The 17055-nt window shown below is 41.8% G+C and carries 12 protein-coding genes; 9 read left to right on the top strand and 3 right to left on the bottom strand.

Features of this window, described 5'->3' with window-relative positions:
• Positions 1-33 precede the first annotated feature (33 nt).
• Positions 34-603, bottom strand: coding sequence for an alkyl hydroperoxide reductase subunit C (ahpC, locus tag BGP78_RS21495; protein WP_010362138.1), 570 nt, complete (start codon positions 601-603; stop codon positions 34-36).
• A 268-nt stretch (positions 604-871) separates the two neighbouring features.
• Between ahpC and BGP78_RS21490 the strand changes: the two genes are divergently transcribed.
• The 5 genes from BGP78_RS21490 (at position 872) to BGP78_RS21470 (ending at position 5423) form a co-directional block, all read left to right on the top strand.
• Complete coding sequence (locus BGP78_RS21490; RefSeq protein ID WP_119863311.1) at positions 872-1297, top strand: DUF3429 domain-containing protein; 426 nt, start codon at positions 872-874, stop codon at positions 1295-1297.
• A gap of 57 nt (positions 1298-1354) precedes the next feature.
• Complete coding sequence (locus BGP78_RS21485; RefSeq protein ID WP_182912358.1) at positions 1355-2197, top strand: GGDEF domain-containing protein; 843 nt, start codon at positions 1355-1357, stop codon at positions 2195-2197.
• Positions 2198-2424: 227 nt separating this feature from the next.
• On the top strand, positions 2425-3516 hold the full coding sequence (locus BGP78_RS21480) for a methyl-accepting chemotaxis protein (protein WP_119863309.1): 1092 nt from the start codon (positions 2425-2427) through the stop codon (positions 3514-3516).
• Between the two features lie 94 nt (positions 3517-3610).
• The gene (locus BGP78_RS21475; RefSeq protein WP_119863308.1) at positions 3611-4402 is read left to right on the top strand and encodes a class I SAM-dependent methyltransferase; all 792 of its coding nucleotides are present in this window, start codon (positions 3611-3613) and stop codon (positions 4400-4402) included.
• A 166-nt stretch (positions 4403-4568) separates the two neighbouring features.
• Positions 4569-5423 (top strand): DMT family transporter, encoded by an 855-nt coding sequence (locus BGP78_RS21470; protein WP_119863307.1) that lies wholly within the window; start codon positions 4569-4571, stop codon positions 5421-5423.
• A gap of 212 nt (positions 5424-5635) precedes the next feature.
• On the opposite strand, the gene BGP78_RS21465 is transcribed toward BGP78_RS21470, so the two are convergent.
• On the bottom strand, positions 5636-8122 hold the full coding sequence (locus tag BGP78_RS21465; protein WP_119863306.1) for a S9 family peptidase: 2487 nt from the start codon (positions 8120-8122) through the stop codon (positions 5636-5638).
• Positions 8123-8322: 200 nt separating this feature from the next.
• On the opposite strand from BGP78_RS21465, the gene BGP78_RS21460 reads away from it, so the two are divergent.
• Together BGP78_RS21460 and BGP78_RS21455 are read left to right on the top strand one after the other, a co-directional pair.
• Positions 8323-9333, top strand: a complete 1011-nt coding sequence (locus BGP78_RS21460) for a LacI family DNA-binding transcriptional regulator (protein ID WP_119863305.1) — start codon at positions 8323-8325, stop codon at positions 9331-9333.
• A complete protein-coding gene (locus BGP78_RS21455; RefSeq protein WP_119863304.1) occupies positions 9330-10556 on the top strand; it encodes a glycosyltransferase in 1227 nt (408 codons plus the stop codon). Before BGP78_RS21460 ends, BGP78_RS21455 begins: the two co-directional genes overlap by 4 nt.
• Before the next feature lie 60 nt (positions 10557-10616).
• Here BGP78_RS21455 and BGP78_RS21450 read toward each other — a convergent pair whose 3' ends face one another.
• A complete protein-coding gene (locus BGP78_RS21450) occupies positions 10617-12575 on the bottom strand; it encodes a methyl-accepting chemotaxis protein (RefSeq protein WP_119863303.1) in 1959 nt (652 codons plus the stop codon).
• Between the two features lie 353 nt (positions 12576-12928).
• Here BGP78_RS21450 and BGP78_RS21445 point away from each other — a divergent pair, with 353 nt between their 5' ends.
• Together BGP78_RS21445 and BGP78_RS21440 are read left to right on the top strand one after the other, a co-directional pair.
• Entirely contained in the window at positions 12929-14155 is a 1227-nt protein-coding gene (locus BGP78_RS21445; protein ID WP_119863302.1) for a threonine/serine exporter ThrE family protein, read from the top strand.
• Positions 14156-14448: 293 nt separating this feature from the next.
• Positions 14449-17007 carry a TonB-dependent receptor gene (locus BGP78_RS21440; RefSeq protein ID WP_119863301.1) on the top strand — a complete coding sequence of 853 codons (2559 nt, stop codon included), beginning with the start codon at positions 14449-14451 and terminating at the stop codon, positions 17005-17007.
• The last annotated feature ends 48 nt before the right edge of the window (positions 17008-17055 follow it).

Here is a 17055-nt window from a genome sequence, read left to right as displayed (position 1 = left end):
GCAACTAAGTCACCCCATGAGCAGTATTTTCTATTAGATTTTTCCTACTAAATCTAAAGAAGGCGCAAGTGTTTCTTCACCTGGCTGCCAAGATGCAGGGCATACTTCACCGTCATGGCTGGCAATATATTGTGCAGCTTGTACTTTGCGAAGTAGCTCTTTTGCACTTCGACCAATACCTAAGTCGTGTGTTTCGATTACCTTGATTTCTCCTTCAGGGTTAATCACGAATGTACCACGAAGCGCAAGGCCTTCTTCTTCAATCATTACACCGAAGTTGCGTGTGATGCGTCCTGTAGGGTCGCCAATCATTGGGAATTTGATTTTTTGTATTGTGTCTGATGTATCGTGCCACGCTTTGTGAGTGAAATGCGTATCTGTTGATACCGAGTAAACCTCGACGCCCATTTCTTGTAACTGCGCGTAATAATCAGCAACATCACCCAGTTCAGTCGGACAAACAAACGTAAAATCTGCAGGGTAAAAGAAAACGATAGACCACTTGCCTAGTAAGTCTTGTTCGCTTACTTCTACAAAGTCGCCATTGTGGTAAGCGGTTGCATTAAAAGGTTTGATTGTTGTGTTAATTAAAGATGTGCTCATAGTGCTCTCTCTTAGTTTAAATAATTAATGTATGTTTCGAACATGTAGTCTGTGTTCGTTTGGCTTGGTAACTAAGATAGTGGTTTTGAATAAACAAATAAAATTGATTGTTTAGATTAAACTAATCGGTATTTTGGATGAAATCCTTTATCAACCTGTTTTTCTCGATGAAAGTCCGAACAGTATGACAAAACTTCCCGAGAACAGTGCACCTAAGGTATACTGCCATACGTACAATATTGATAAATAACGCAACAAAGAGTAGAGCATGCACCCTTATATGAATCATATCCAACTTGGCTACTTTGGCCTTTTGCCTTTTTTAGCCTGCGTGTTTTGGCCGTTACTTCTGGGGTCATCAATAACCGCTATTGATACATTTATTTACTATAGTTTAGGTATTCTTGCCTTTATGGCAGGCACTTTGTGGCGAGCTGGTGAGCAGTCTTATACCCATGCAGTCATGGCTGTACTAGTTGTTATGCCGTTTCCACTTTTAGCACTATTCGATTCTTCAATCGTTTTGCTCTACCTTGCGCTTAGCTACCCAATTGTTTTGGTATTTGAAAGAGGGATGGCCGTGTGGCAGGGCTACCATAAAGATTATCAAAAAATGCGCTATGTACTGACCTCGGTTGTGTTTGTCTGTCACTTATTTATGTTGGCACAAAGCATTGAATTAACCCGAGGATAATCTACTTTGCTAATTTATCTGCTATATATATAGATGAGAGATCTGAAAGGTATGCATATGGCAGTTAAAGTTTATCTAGTACTCATTTGGCTAGTAGTTGGTCTATTTACCGCGTGGAAGTTAAACCAACCAGACTTTTATTGGGACACGTTTGAAGAGCTGTTTTGGTTTGGGTTAACGACGTCATTAATTGCACTTAGCGTCCCTTACCTCAAAAGTAGGCTCTTACTATTCGGCTGGAGTATATATAGTATCGGGTTACTGCTTGATATTACCGATGACTTTATCAGTGATAGTGATTTTGTCTTGCTCATTTTTGATACCTCACTTAAAAACATTGGCTTTCTCATTACATGTTACGGCATGTTGACGATGATTTTAACAAAGCGTGGGGTAATTGGTCAGCTTAACACCGAGATAGAACAACGTGAAAAGCTTGAGGCACAACTGCGTTATGAGGCAAATCATGACCCGTTAACCGGCATTGGTAATCGTAAGGCTTGCTTTGAAACCTTTGATGAACTCAGTGACCAACAATCCCTGCTTTTTTACTTCGACCTAGACGACTTTAAACAAGCCAATGACAAATATGGTCATCATGTAGGTGACAATATTCTCAAAGCATTCTCAGCTTCGTTAACAAAACAATTTGGTGACGATTGTTGTTTTAGAATTGGTGGCGACGAATTTGTGGCGTTTGGAGGAGATAATGATCAGGCGCTCAGTACTTTACGTGACTGCTTGCTTGAGCAAATTTTTGAATATGGCGTAGGTTTGAGTATTGGTACAGCAAAAACCGACTCCAAAGAGCAACCTGACACTATAGTGCAACGCGCGGATTCAAGTATGTACTCTGATAAAGCCAGTAAAGTTGTGCGCACTCGCCCTCGCTCTCAATAGTTGTTTACTTGCTAGCAAGCCGTCGGTTAAAACTTTTACCACTCATAGAGGTGAATGAACATCACGACCCCTCCTACAGCTCATCTAAATATTAAACAAACCACCTGGAACACACCAAAAATATTAACAACTTCTGATTTAGCTCAATAAGTTAAACAGTAATTGTAGCGCTTTAGTTAATTCACTGATACCCTCGGTACGGTAAATCGATAAAGAGGGACAACCACTTGTTAGATCAACTATTTAGTAATAAACAACAAAAGCAAAAAATCGAGGATCTAGAACGTGTCGTCGCGCAGTTAACTCACGAGAATACTCAGTTAAAAGCGCAAGCCGACGACTTAAACCACAAGTTAGTTCACTCTCAAGCTCAGCTCAATGACAACACGGACAATCAACTATTGCAGTGTGCCATGCATGGTTTATCCCAGATCCAGGGGATCAGAGAGACTGTACTACAAAGCTTTATCGACATAGAGAGAGAAAGCCAATCAATAAATCGTGTAAATAAATCTTTTGAGACCTCAGAAAGCTCACTCAAAAACATTCTGCAAGGTATGGAAAGCTTAGCCAGCAATATGGGAGATATGACAAATAACATATCTGGCTTATCGCAAATGGCCGACAACATTAATACCTTCGTGACCACAATTTCGAAGATCTCTGACCAAACAAACCTGTTAGCACTCAATGCAGCCATTGAAGCAGCTAGAGCTGGTGAAGCAGGCCGAGGTTTTAGTGTGGTGGCCGATGAAGTGCGCGCACTCGCAAATAATACAAATGAATCTGCCAATGAAGTCTCTGATTTAGTTAAAAAAATCATTGATACAACACAGCTCACCGTCAACGCAGTCAGTGTGATCCAAGACTCAAATCACAACCTGTCGGGCAGCATTTCACATTTAAATGATGAATATAAAGATATCGTGAGTAGCTGTGGCTCTATGAAAAATACCATCATGAATGCCACAACCCAGACATTCTTGCAAACCGTAAAACTTGACCACGTGGTATGGAAAGGCGATGTATACAATCATCTAGTTGGTATAGATAAGCAACCAATCGATAGTTTTGCAGATCATGCCAGTTGCCGCCTAGGCAAATGGCTCAAAGGTGATGGTGCTAAACAATTTAGTGCTCACTCAGCCTTTAAACGCATCGATGCACCGCATAAAGAAGTACATAGAGCGGGCGTCGAAGCCATGATGTTATTTTCATCAGGAGATAAACAAGCAGTCATTGCACAACTCAATAGGATGGAAAGTGCCAGTAGTGATGTTATGGCATTACTTGATCAACTCGCACAAAGGCATTACTAACCACGCTTATCCAAATGGGTAAAACCGTTTGAGGTTTACCCAACCTCCCTGTTCAATGATATACTCTGCGCGTTTTTATTGACTATGGTTTTACATGATTTTAGATAAGCAATGGCGAATTTTAACCGTTGGGGATGGTGACTTAAGCTTTTCTTCAGCATTACATACCCACATCTCACCAAAACACCTTTGTGCCAGTATTTATGACTCTGAGCAGCAGCTTCGAGACAAGTATGAATCGCATTCATTCGATACACTAAAAAATCATGCTATTTCTGTATACACTGAGTTTGATGTTACTTGTCCTGACTCTTGGCAACGTCTAAAACAGCACAGTTTTGATGTTGTTATTTTTCAATTTCCTTTGGTGCCTGGCTTTACCAGTAAATCTGAGTTTGATGCACAGCCTTTGTCTGTTAATACGCTCAATAGGCGACTGCTACGTTGCTTTATTAGCTATGCTAGCCAATATGCGCTAGACCCAACTGGCCACATGTTATGTTATGTTACTTCCAAAGATGTAAAGCCCTATTGTGAGTGGGACTTAGAATCGTCTCTCAACCATAACCTTGATATCAAGTATTTGGGACAATCTAACTTTGATATAAGGCAATTCGGTGGTTATAAAATCCGTAATGTGGATAGAGATAAACATGTGAAAGACACCAGCGGCACCACCTATGTTTGGTCAAAAAAACCGAACCCGGCACTGAGTGCACAGCTTGTATTGCCACACTATTTACAAAATAACCACTGCCCTTTTTGTCGAGTTGGTCCTTTTATGACGGAAAAAGACAAAGATGCCCACATGAATTCAAAAAAACACCAAGCAATGACACGACATCAAAACGATTGGTTCAAATACCTTAAAACATTAAAGTGTTAATAAAGCTGGACTAGGTCAATAAATAACAAATTAAACGATACACAATGTAAACTTTTAGATCTTCCAACGCTAACCACAAGAATAAAGTATACAATATGCTTGAGATGCTTTAGATCTCACAGTAGACTGGCGCCTTTACGATATTTCAGTTCCAATGAGCCTTAAAATGCCAGCTATCAATAAAGATACATTATTCGCTATTGCGTGTTTACTCTGTGCAATGGTGACAATTCAATCTGGTGCATCAATCGCTAAGCAGCTATTCCCTTATGTTGGACCTGAAGGCACCACAGCCTATCGACTGGGATTTTCTGCGATTATTCTGTGTATGGTTTTTCGACCTTGGCGACGCCTGCCAGGTAATTGGATCCCTATCATTGTTTATGGGCTATGCTTAGGTGGCATGAATATCACCTTTTACTATGCCATTGAACGGATCCCAATTGGCATTGGTGTTGCGCTGGAGTTTACCGGCCCGCTAGCTGTTGCACTCCTTGCCTCCAAACGTAAACGAGACTATCTTTGGGTTGGCTTTGCAATACTCGGGATCGTGCTTCTTTTACCTGATATGGGGAGTGTCGATGGGTTAGACCCTATAGGTGTCGTGTTAGCACTTATCGCAGGCGCATTCTGGGCTGGCTATATTTTATTTGGTAAAAAAACCGGCAATCATGGCTCTGGCGGAGCGACAGTTGCACTCGGTATGAGTATTGCTGCCGTTGTTTTGGTGCCGTATGGCATAGCCTCACAAGGAAGCGCCTTACTAAGCTGGCAGTTAATCCCTCTTGGGATCATGATTGGATTACTCTCAAGCGCATTACCATATAGTTTGGAAATGGTTGCACTACGTAATATGTCGGCACAAAGTTTCAGTATTATGATGAGTTTAGAGCCTGCAATTGCGGCACTCGCAGGGTTCTTGATCCTCGCTGAATTACTCACACCTTTGCAGTGGTGCGCAATATTAATGGTGATAACCGCCTCTATAGGCAGTTCAATGTCAGGGTCTAAAGCAGCCTAACACTTAAACTTCATGATGATGATCAACACTGAGCTTTACCTATAAGCCGTGAGTATTACACTGTAATACTCACGCTTTACTCACGCCGCTAACTTACTTCAAAGGTACTTGCTTCAAAGGCGCAAGTATGACTTTCCCATTTAAATACAGTGAGTCAACTACCCGCTGCACTGTGCGTGGGGAGCTGACTCTCCATTTACCACATAAACACTTTACTGCAAAGTAGTGCTTGGCTCCACGGTACTATCTGAGGGTTCAATATCTAAAGGTTCCATCCACGTTAAATCTATGTTTTCTATCTCTTCAATACTTGGGAGTGGCATTAAATACCGTTTTAACCACTGCTCTTGCTCCCAAAGCACATGTAAAATACTTTCTCGAGCTTTATAACTATGGCCCTCATACGGTAACATTACCAACCTGGCATCTTTTCCTAATCCTTTCATCGCCGCGTACATTCTTTGCGATTGCATGGGAAAAGTCCCTGAATTTGGATCTTCAGCACCGTGGATCATTAACATTGGCTCGTTGATTTTATCTACATGAAAAAACGGTGACATGGCTGAATAAACATTTTGTGCCTGCCAGAAGTCTCGCTCTTCACCTTGAAAGCCAAATGGCGTTAAGCTTCGGTTATAGGCACCACTGCGTGCAATGCCAGCAACAAATAAATCTGAATGTGCCAACAAATTAGCAACCATAAAGGCACCGTATGAATGCCCGCCAATTGCAATGCGTTTTGGATCTGCAATACCTTGCTCAACTAAAACATCTACTGCAGCTTTCGCACTGGCGACCAATTGAGATCTAAAATTATCATTCGGTCGTTGCGCTCCCTCCCCTATGATTGGCATTTTAGGATCATCAAATACGGCAATACCTTGAGCCAAATATGGCATTGGTCCCCAATATCCAACATAAGGGAATGCATACGGAGACTCTCTCACTTGAGAAGCGACTTGCTTATTTTTATATTCCAACGGATATGCCCACATCAGTACCGGTAAAGGCCCTTGCGATGGGTCATAATTTGCGGGTAGATACAAGTTACCCGTTAGCTGCGTACTATCACTGCGCTTGTACGTTAATTGCTCCTTGGTGATCCCTTTAAACTCAGGATAAGGATGCGCAAATCGTGTTAATTGTGTCAATGCGTCAAAAGTTAAATCTCGGATAAAGAAGTTTGGCTGCTCTAATTTTGATTCACGTAAAGTAATGAACCTGAGCCCTTCATCATCTAACATGGCACGAACTCGTTCATAATACGGTGCTGTTGACTGCCACAGGCGTGTTGTACTATTCGTTTTCACATCATAGCGGTCTAAAAAAGGCTTGTTACCTTCTTTACTTGCACCATTCCCACGTAAAAATAAATACCGCCCACCGACTAACTTCAACACATCAGCGCCCAAGTCATTCTTAGCCATAATGAAACGACCAGGATCGTTATAAGCATCATTATAACTACGCTCAGAAAATATCACTCTGCGCTCATCAGCATTCCTTGGCGAAATAACCGACGTACGCACTAAGCGATCTGTAAACTGCCATTCACTAAGCAATGCAATATTTTCATCAGCCCATTGAATGCCCGAAAAGCGGTCTTTCACTTTAGCAAATAATTCAGGTTCGCGCTTAAATGGTGAACTGATGGTGTACAAGTGATCATGATGCTCTGTTACTTGCTTCATATTGCCACCATCTTGGGCTTCTGCCCATAAAACTGTAGCCCCTTTATCTTTGCGCCATTGAAACTCTCTAGGGCCGGTTCGTACGCTATCAAACCCTTGTGGAATGGAGTCTGCTAAGGGTTGTTTTGCGAGTTCATATAAAGGAAAACCAGTCATTCCCCAAACTTGCCATACAGTGGCAAAACGAGAATAACGAACTTGATAAGAAAAAGGTTCATCAATCATACCAACAATGAGATTGGTTGAATCAGGCGAGACTAAAAAAGACTTTAAATACGTTGGCTTACCAATCGCTTTAGCACGCCCATCTATAGATAATTTGGCCAACTGACCTTGTGCAAAGAATTTAAACTGTGCTTCATCAAATGGACTACTCAGTAAATTCTGGTATGTACGTGCGGGCGCTTTAACACCGCTACTTTGTTGAATGATCGGACCGCTTTTTTGCCCACTTTCCAATAAGCGTGGTTTTCCATGGTTCACGGCAAAGTTTACAACAAAACCACTGCTATCAGGCAGCCACTTATATGCAGGCGAAGTGACTACCCCATTAAGGGTGCTCGTGGTCATTTGTCTAGCTTTACGCTTTTTTATATCGTAAAGCCATAACGTGGCTGTATCCTGCTGCTCCACGATAAAACTAATGTATTGACTGTTCGCTGCCCATTGTACGTTGCGTAGCTTACCTGCTGGTATGCCGTTTAGTTTAACAACGGAGCCTGTCTCAACGTGTTTTAATTCAATCGCCGCATACACCCGAGACGAATTACGCATAAAGGTTGCGGGATTAAATTTGATACCTGCTAATGCTTTCTCTGGTAAGGTAAGCTCTTCTAACGCTACAACACGTCGGCGCTTTAAAAGGGCTAGCCACCTGCCATCAGCACTCAGCTTACTTTGAGGGATCAACTCAGCATCAACCACCTTTGCGAGATCTGATGATGGTACTTTATACCCAGAGTCTGACGCATGCACACCCCAAGCCATAAACAGCCACCCAACCATCATGCTATAAAAAAGCCACTTCCTCATTTTGTAATAATCCCTGCACTCAAATGACAAACTTGGCCATAATATACGTGAATAACAAAAAAATGCAGCTCAATAAGATACTTTTAACCTGAGCTAATGCTTTTTCGCGGTGTTTATTTAAGTTAAAATACGCTTTCGTCAACAGCAAGCCCATACTTTAGGCAATTAGCATCTCTATGAAAAACAATAAGCCAGAAAAAGTAACCATCTTCGATGTCGCCAGAGAAGCTCAGGTGTCTAAATCAACCGTCTCTTTAGTCCTGACCCAAAGCGATAAAGTGAGCGATAAAAGTAAAGAGAAAGTACTAAAAGCAATCGACAAATTAGGGTATGTCTATAATAGAGATGCTGCCGCGCTGCGCAGTAAACGCTCCAATCTCATTGCCGTTGTGATTAATGATTTGACTAACCCTTATTCAGCTCAGCTTGCTGTGGGTTTAGAGAAACATATTTACGCCCTTGGCATGGTGCCTATGCTCGTTAATACCGGTGAAAGCTACGAGCGCCAAAAGCAAGTCGTCAACACATTAAAAGAATATAATGTCGCTGCGTTTATTATGTGTCCAGCACCCGGCACCGAACAAACGTGGACCGATAACCTAGTTAATAGTGGTTTTCCCGTTATCAATATTATGCGAGAAGTACCCTACTCAAGTGCCCCGACAATTTTACCTGATAATCAAAAAGGGACACACTTAGCCACATCGCATATTTTAGAGCAAGGTATAACACACATAGCTTTTTTAGGGGGCGTTGCTGATATCTCTGATTATCATGAACGTATCGCTGGATTCAACTCTGCTTTGCAACTCAAAGGGATTCATGATCAAAAGCGTATTATTCAAGCGCCTACCAACCGCCAAGGTGGCAGAGAAGCTTTCAATAAACTAATTGAAGAGTCGCCAAACATTCAAGCTATTATTTGCTTTAGTGATGTGATCGCTTATGGCGCAATCGAAGCCATGCGCCAACACGGCCTCGTGCCAGGTAAAGATATCAAAGTGGTGGGCTTTGACGATTTGGCTGATTCATGCTTAATGCAGCCAGCCTTATCATCAGTGCGGATCGATGCCAATGATATCGGTAAGCGAGCATGCCAAACCCTCGGCGAAATTTTAAATAAAGCGCAACCAGCAGTAAGAACGCTCGTTGATGTATCAGTTCAAATACGTGAATCCTCTTTATGAATAAAAAAGTCTTGGTAATTGGCTACGTGTGGCCAGAACCAAACTCGTCTGCTGCTGGCAGTCATATGATGTCTATTTTACGCTTTTTTAAAAAGCAACAGTGGCAAGTTGAATTTGCGAGTCCAGCACAAAAAACCGAGCACATGGTTGATTTACCAACTGAGGGCGTTTCGACCAAAGAAATCAATCTAAATTGCGCCAGCTTTAATGAATATATCCAAGCTTACTCGCCAGACATTGTTATGTTTGACCGATTTATGATGGAAGAACAATTTGGCTGGCGCGTTGATACCTATGCACCCAACGCGTTAAAAATATTAGATACTGAAGATTTACAATGCCTAAGAAATGCACGTCATGACGCACATAAAGCTAAGCGCGAGTTTTCTCACTTAGATTTAATGAGCGATATAGCAAAACGTGAAATCGCGGCAATTTTGCGCTCTGATATGAGTCTGATCATTTCAGATCATGAAATGGGTTTATTAGATTCAGTTTTTAAAGTCGACGCCTCATTATTACATCATTTACCTTTTATGGTCGACTTAGATGCTATTGCAACAGAAAGCCCCCGCTTTTCACAACGTGCGCACTTTATGACCATTGGCAATTTTCGTCATGCCCCCAACTGGGATGCAGTATTGTATTTACAAGAGATTTGGCCACTCATTAGAAAACAAATTCCTGATGCCCAATTACATATTTATGGTTCATATCCACCGCCAAAAGCCACGGCATTAAATAACCCCAAAACGGGCTTTTTAATCAAAGGCTGGGCTGATGATGCACTCGACGTAATGCGTAACAGTCGCGTGTGTTTGTCACCCCTGCGTTTCGGTGCCGGGATAAAAGGAAAGCTACTAGAAGCAATGATCACACAAACTCCCTGCGTGACCACGCATATTGGTGCTGAAGGTATGCATGGCGACCTCCCATGGCACGGTGCTATCGCAGATACAGCCAGTGAATTTGCAGAGAAGGCCGTCGAGCTTTATCAATCTGAGATACATTTTATACAAGCGCAACGAGCGGGTAATGCCTTACTTACGCATTTTTACGATCAAAATAAGTTGCAAAAAACCCTCTTAGACAAAATAAACGACACAATACGCAACTTACAAACACACCGTGCCAATAATTTTACAGGACAAATGCTTAAGCACCATACTATGCGCAGTACCAAGTATATGGCGCAATGGATCGAAGCAAAAAATAAACCTTAGCTTTGCCTTAAAAAATACCGCACTGAATTAATACAGAGCGGTATTTTTTGCGATACTAAGTTAAACTTTAAATTTACCGGCGATCTCTTGCAGCTGACCAGCTAAGTCTTTTAACTCTTTACTTGCTTCTGCCGACTGGTTACTGGTTTGTTCACTCAGCTCCGCAGAGTCCGTCAAGAAAGTAATATTCTGATTAATGTCTTCACATACCGTAGATTGTTCGTTTATCGCCACGGCCACTTGATTGTTCATATCGTTGATCACACTTATTTTACCCAATATTTTATCTAACGACTCTTTTGTCTCAGATGAAAGCTGCACAGTATTGAGCGCTTCGCTGGAACTTTCGTTCATACTCGCAACCGCCTTATTAGTGCCCGATTGCAACGATTCAATCATGGTTTGAATTTCAGTGGTTGAATCTTGAGTGCGTTTTGCCAAACTCCTAACTTCATCGGCTACAACTGCAAATCCACGACCTTGCTCGCCTGCTCGCGCGGCTTCAATTGCAGCATTCAATGCCAGTAAGTTAGTTTGCTCAGAAATATTACCAATTACTTCCACTACAGCCCCAATATCTTGGCTGCTTTGCGCCAGAGTTTTAATATCTTGCATCGCATTTTCTATTGTAGATGACAGCCGTTCTATAGCCGCAACCATTTGCTCAATGAGCGACAGCCCGCCTTCAGCTGATACTTTAGCTTCATTTGCTGATGACGCTGAACTGCCTGACAATTTAACAACTTCTTGAATGCTATATGCCATCTCATTCAATGCTGTTGCGATTTGTGCACTTCGATCTTTTTGCTGCGAAACCACATCCTGAGTTTCACCGGCAATCGTGGACGACAACTGTGCTTGCTCAGTCAATCTGTGTCCGGTGCTCACAACCCCCGAAATGGCCATACTTAAATTATTAGACATCGCAGCCATTGAGGCATAAATACCGGTTGCTTCCGACTTCCCATCAAACTGCTGGGTAAAATCTCCATTGGCAATACGTTCTGCAACCGCTGCAATTTCTAGCGGCTCTCCACCTATTGGGCGACGGATCACATTAGGCAATGTTGCGGCGAGCACTAAACCACAAATCACAGCAATAACCGAGATCACAGTAACAACGCTCAACAAAAATTCAGTGGTATTTTTTACTTCTGGGCCAATTTCATCTTGTTTCGATTTAACACCGAGTTTTAAATTTTCAAGATTATCAGCCACCTGAGCGCCAATCGGGTTCAGTTTTTGTGTAATGATGTCGTTTCGAGCACTAATGATTTGTGTAATGTTATCAAACGCTGATAAATAACTTTTAACCGACCCTTTAATGCCATTTAATTCAGCCGTAATTTCAGGAAACTTACTAATATCTTCATCAAGAATTGCTAACAAGTTCTGCTTTAACTCAAGCTCTGCCCGTTTCTTATCGGTTTCACTGTTTGTTACTAAGTATTTAACCACGTACAAACGCCCTAATAATAAAAACTCTTCTGCTTTGGCAATCGCATAGAGCTCTTGGGAATGGTTCGTATCATTCAGTTTATCTAGTAGTCGAGTAAACTGAAGGCGAATATCTTTGCCTTCAGGGTTTAGTCTGTTGTTTACTACTTCGTGTCTTTGCGCAATCAAACCTTGAACATCTTTGAATGCATTATCATATTGCTTTAGCAAATTTCTGCTTTTCGCTAAAATTCGTCTGCGGTCTGGATCCGTGACTTTGGTATCTGCCGTATCAAAAAAGCTGTCTAGCTTGTCCATGCGTTCATCATATTCTTTAAGTATGCTTGGGCTACTATCAGACAAATACTTGATCACCCCAATACGCGCATAAAGCAGATTAGCTTGCATACGGCCTGACAAATTGGTTTCAAGGGCCAACCCTCTGTATTTGGTAAATCCGCTTTGTGCTGAGTTCAATCCGTAATATCCAGAAAGACTCACCACTACGAGTAATATAATTAATAATGAAAAAGAAAGCCGAAGCTGTTTTCCTAACGCCATACCCTGAATCACACTTAACATAATCGCCTCTACCACTATTTTATTAAACTGAGTATAAGATAAGATTATGGATAAAGTTGGACCTAAATCAAATAAATGCAAAATATTCAATTATATTCAACTGCTTAACAATGAAAAAAACACGGTTTTTTATGTAAAAAAAGCCCCAAAAAATGCATATTTACCCTGGTGAATAGAAACCCTTGAAAAAATGCAAATTAAATTCGGTAAATGACCTAGACTTTGCGATAAAAGCGATTAGAATGCGCTAAAATCTACCGTTATTACAGTTACTCTGGCAAATTAACTAGAATATTTTAGGTATAGCGACGCAACTAATTGCGTAGTCTTTTTATCATTTAGGTTTTACACAGTTGAACACAGCAACCTTTACTCAAAAACGTAAGCTTATTGTGAAACTTGGCAAAATGCTGCATAAATACGGCACGCCAGCTTATCGTCTTGAAGCCCACCTTATGGAAGTCGCAACCCATCTTGACCTGAAATCTGCATTTGTGATGTCTCCAACATCGGTCACGTTTGTCATTTGGTCAGAAGGCCATGAAGATGAATACACGCATGTTGCAAGGGTAGAACCAGGCGATCACGATTTAGGGAGTCTTGCCGATACTGATGATGTTGTATCACGTATGCTCGCAGGTGAATTATCAATCGACGAAGCTGATACATGCTTAGACAACATCAGCGAACAACTCAACCCCTATAGCAAGGCACTGACATGCCTAGCTTTTTCAGTATCAGGTGCGGCCTTTGCCATGCTAATGGGTACGAGTTGGAATGACGTTTTATGGTCAGGTTTATTTTCTGTTCTCGTCTTTTTGTTCGTTGTTTGGTCAGCGCGTTCAAAACGGGTTACTCACATGCTAGAACCTTTGGTTGCTATTGTGGCTGCACTGGGAGCCTGTGCAATTAGTAGCTACGTTGACCCGAGCATTAATATCCGACTTGTGGTGCTATCCTCTATTATCGTGTTTATTCCAGGGTTAGCCTTAGCGCTTGCATTTGCAGAGCTCTCTGCTAGGCACCTTGTTTCTGGCACGGCGCGCGTGATGGACGCGCTCATGTTACTATTTAAGTTGTACTTTGGTGCGTTCTTGGGAATTAGTCTTGGTTTTGCCCTGTTTGGGATCACTGACTTTGTGCAGCCAGAGCCTTTACCAAAATGGACCGCTTGGCTTGCCATCCTGCTTCTTTGTATCAGCTTAATCGTGATTTTCAGAACCAAACTAAAACATGCAAGTTGGTCTATTGCATCTGGTTTTATCGCGTATGCCGCGAGCATAAGTGCAGCCGTTTATTTCGATTATTCAATTGGTGCGTTTGTCGGTGCGTTTGCCGTGGGTGTATTCAGTAACTTTTTTAATAGAATGGTTAATGCACCCGCTTCTATTGTCGCAATGCAAGGCTTAATTGTGCTAGTACCGGGTTCTAAAACCTACATAGGCTTAAATTCATTAATAGAAGGACAAAGTTTCCTTCATGCTGATCACATTGGCCAGCAGACGTTCTTAATCTTTATGTCGCTAGTTGCAGGATTGATCTTCGCAAACGTCGCTTTACCCCCTAAAAAGAGTCTATAAAACGTCATTCAATTATGGTGCTTCGCTTATCATCCTTAGCGAGCACCATTTTTAGTTGTGAATTCGACCTCATGATTTCACATAATAAATCAACTTAAATTTACTCATAAGAGAAAAAGCCAACAAAAATAACCCTACACCATTGATTTTATTATTTAAAATAACAAGCACCTTTTAAAAACCTACTTTCATAACTAATCATCACTATTCAAGATTTAATTTATTGTTAAGCGTTTAATAGCCCTAGTCGCAAAATAATTTACATAATGAAAATGCAACCAAGGGGACTAAACATGAATTTACATAATAAGAAAAAGCTCGCATTAGTGATCAGCAGTATCCTAATGACATCAGTAACTGGCTTTTCTGGCGCAACATTGGCCAATAGTGCAAAAACAGACGAAGTAGAAGTAATTCAAGTACGAGGAATTAGAGGCAGTGTCGTTAAATCAATAAACACAAAGCGCTATGCAAACTCAATTGTTGACGCAGTTACTTCTGAAGACATAGGTAAGTTCCCTGATCAGAATGTTGCAGAATCTCTACAACGTATTACTGGCGTATCAATGAGTCGAAATTTTGGTGAAGGTGAGCGGATCAGTATTCGAGGTACCTCTGAGAACCAAAATAGAACGCTGTTAAATGGCCAAGCCGTCGGCTCAGCAGATTGGTGGGTAGATTCATCAGCGAGTCGTGGGTTTAACTACACAATGCTTCCTTCTGAAATTGTTTCTGGCCTTGAAGTATATAAGTCACCAGAAGCAGACATAGATGAAGGGTCAATTGGTGGTACGGTGATTGTGCGTACACGTAAACCACTAGATCTAGACGCAAACAAAATTGCCGGCTCTGTGTTAATGCAACACAGTGAGATTTCAGGTGAAACAGATCCACAACTGGCAGGTCTATATAGCTGGAAAGACGACGACGAAACTTTTGGTGCTTTAGTTTCTGTTTTTAGACAAGAACGCAACTTACGCCGCGATGGTATCGAAGCCTGGAGCTGGTCACACCGTGATGTGACGCTTGAAGACGGCACAACAATCGACAATGTTTATACGCCAGGCGGTGGTGGGTCAGCGATGTTCACCCAGGAGCGTATCAGAACCGGTTTTAGCTTAACACTTCAGTATCGCCCTTCCGATAACACCGACGTTACTTTTAACGCACTTGATTCAACGATGGAAGCAAACAATGCCAACCAAAACTTTTTGTGGCTACCTGGTTACGGCAATTCACAATATACGTCTTTGAACGTTGTAGAGCACGACAAGGTCGGAAAATTTGCGCAGTCTGGTACATTTGGCCTTTCTCCTGATGGCAACAATATTCTTGATGAGACCAAAATCCGTAACTCAAAACTTAAAACTAAATCTTACGACTTAAAAATAGAGCATGAAGGTGAGCTATGGTCGTCGTCTTATCATATCGGTGTAACAGAGGGTTCTGGTGGAACACAAACTGATAGAAGTGTTGGCTGGGAAGGCAATGCAGTGCACAGCTTTGATGCATCCAATGTAGAAAGCATTGGAACTAATTATGCCAAAGACCCTGCTGATGGCAACAATTGGCAGTTGGGATTTCTCCGTTATGACAGTAATGATGCGCTTGATAAAGAGTATTATGCCCAAGCCGACTTCGAACGGCCTGTTGACTTAGCCGTATTTAGCAAAGTTAAGATGGGTGTGAAATACCGCGACCATAAAAGAGAAAACATCCGCTTACGCTCTCAAACGCGCACAGATTTAAATTGGAGCTTGGCAGATTACTCTTTTGCAGCGCCAAGCGACTTTTTATCTGGTGTGGGTACAAATGAAACGCTGCGAGATTATGCTATGACCGATTTAGCAAAAACTAGAGCGGCAGGCGATGCGCTAAATTGGCAATATGGTTTATTACATGATAGTAACTTTGCAATAAAAGAAGAAATCGTCGCAGGTTACGTAAAAGCTGACATTGATGTAGAAGGTATGCGTGGTAATCTTGGCGTGAGGCTTGTCGAAACACAGCAAACGACGGGGGCATATGTAGGGCCTGCGGATGCAAAAGTGTGGAAAGAAGAAGACACCAGCTACTTTGATATTCTCCCAAGCGTTAATTTAGCAATTGATCTAGACGAAGACATGTTGCTACGCTTTGGTGCTGCGCGTGTGATGACCCGTCCTGACTATGCGGCTATGACAAATGCAACTACCTATAATACAGAGACTCGTGTGGGTACTGGTGGTAACTCAAAAATAGACCCCTATCGCGCAACACAGTTTGATATAGGCTATGAATGGTACTTCTCTGAAGCTGGTATATTTTCTGCAGCAATATTTTATAAAGATCTACAATCAACGCTTGGTAATAATACGCAAACTGAGGTGTTTGACGGTGTACCTATTGAGATCAGTCGACCTATAAATGGACCATCTGGCACATTACAAGGTCTTGAACTTGGTTTTCAAACCGAAATAGTGGATGGCTTCGGTGTCTCAGCGAATTACACCTATGTCGACGGTGAGTCAAAAGATGTTGATGGAAATGATATTCTCATTCCGGGAATTTCAGAGAGTACCTTCAATATTAGTACTTACTACGAAGCTGACACATTCAGTGGACGTATTTCGTATAACTACAGAACAGGTTACGATACAGGTCGCGCATGGCCTGGCTACCAGGATGCATATGGTCAAATTGATGCAAGCCTTAGCTATAATATTACTCAAAATGTCACTGCCGTTTTTGAAGCTGTCAATTTAACAGATGAACACACTGTTAGTTACCAAGAAAAAGGGGTAGAACAAGCACTTACCGGGGTTTACGCTGACGGTCGTCGCTTTACCGCAGGTGTTAGGTTTAATTTTTAGTCGGATATTCGTTTAGCTAACACAGATCCGACTTCCCATGGAAGGGTG

The organism is Pseudoalteromonas sp. MSK9-3, assembly GCF_003590335.1.
Taxonomy (GTDB): Bacteria; Pseudomonadota; Gammaproteobacteria; order Enterobacterales; family Alteromonadaceae; genus Pseudoalteromonas.
This window is presented reverse-complemented; position numbering and strand designations above follow the sequence as displayed.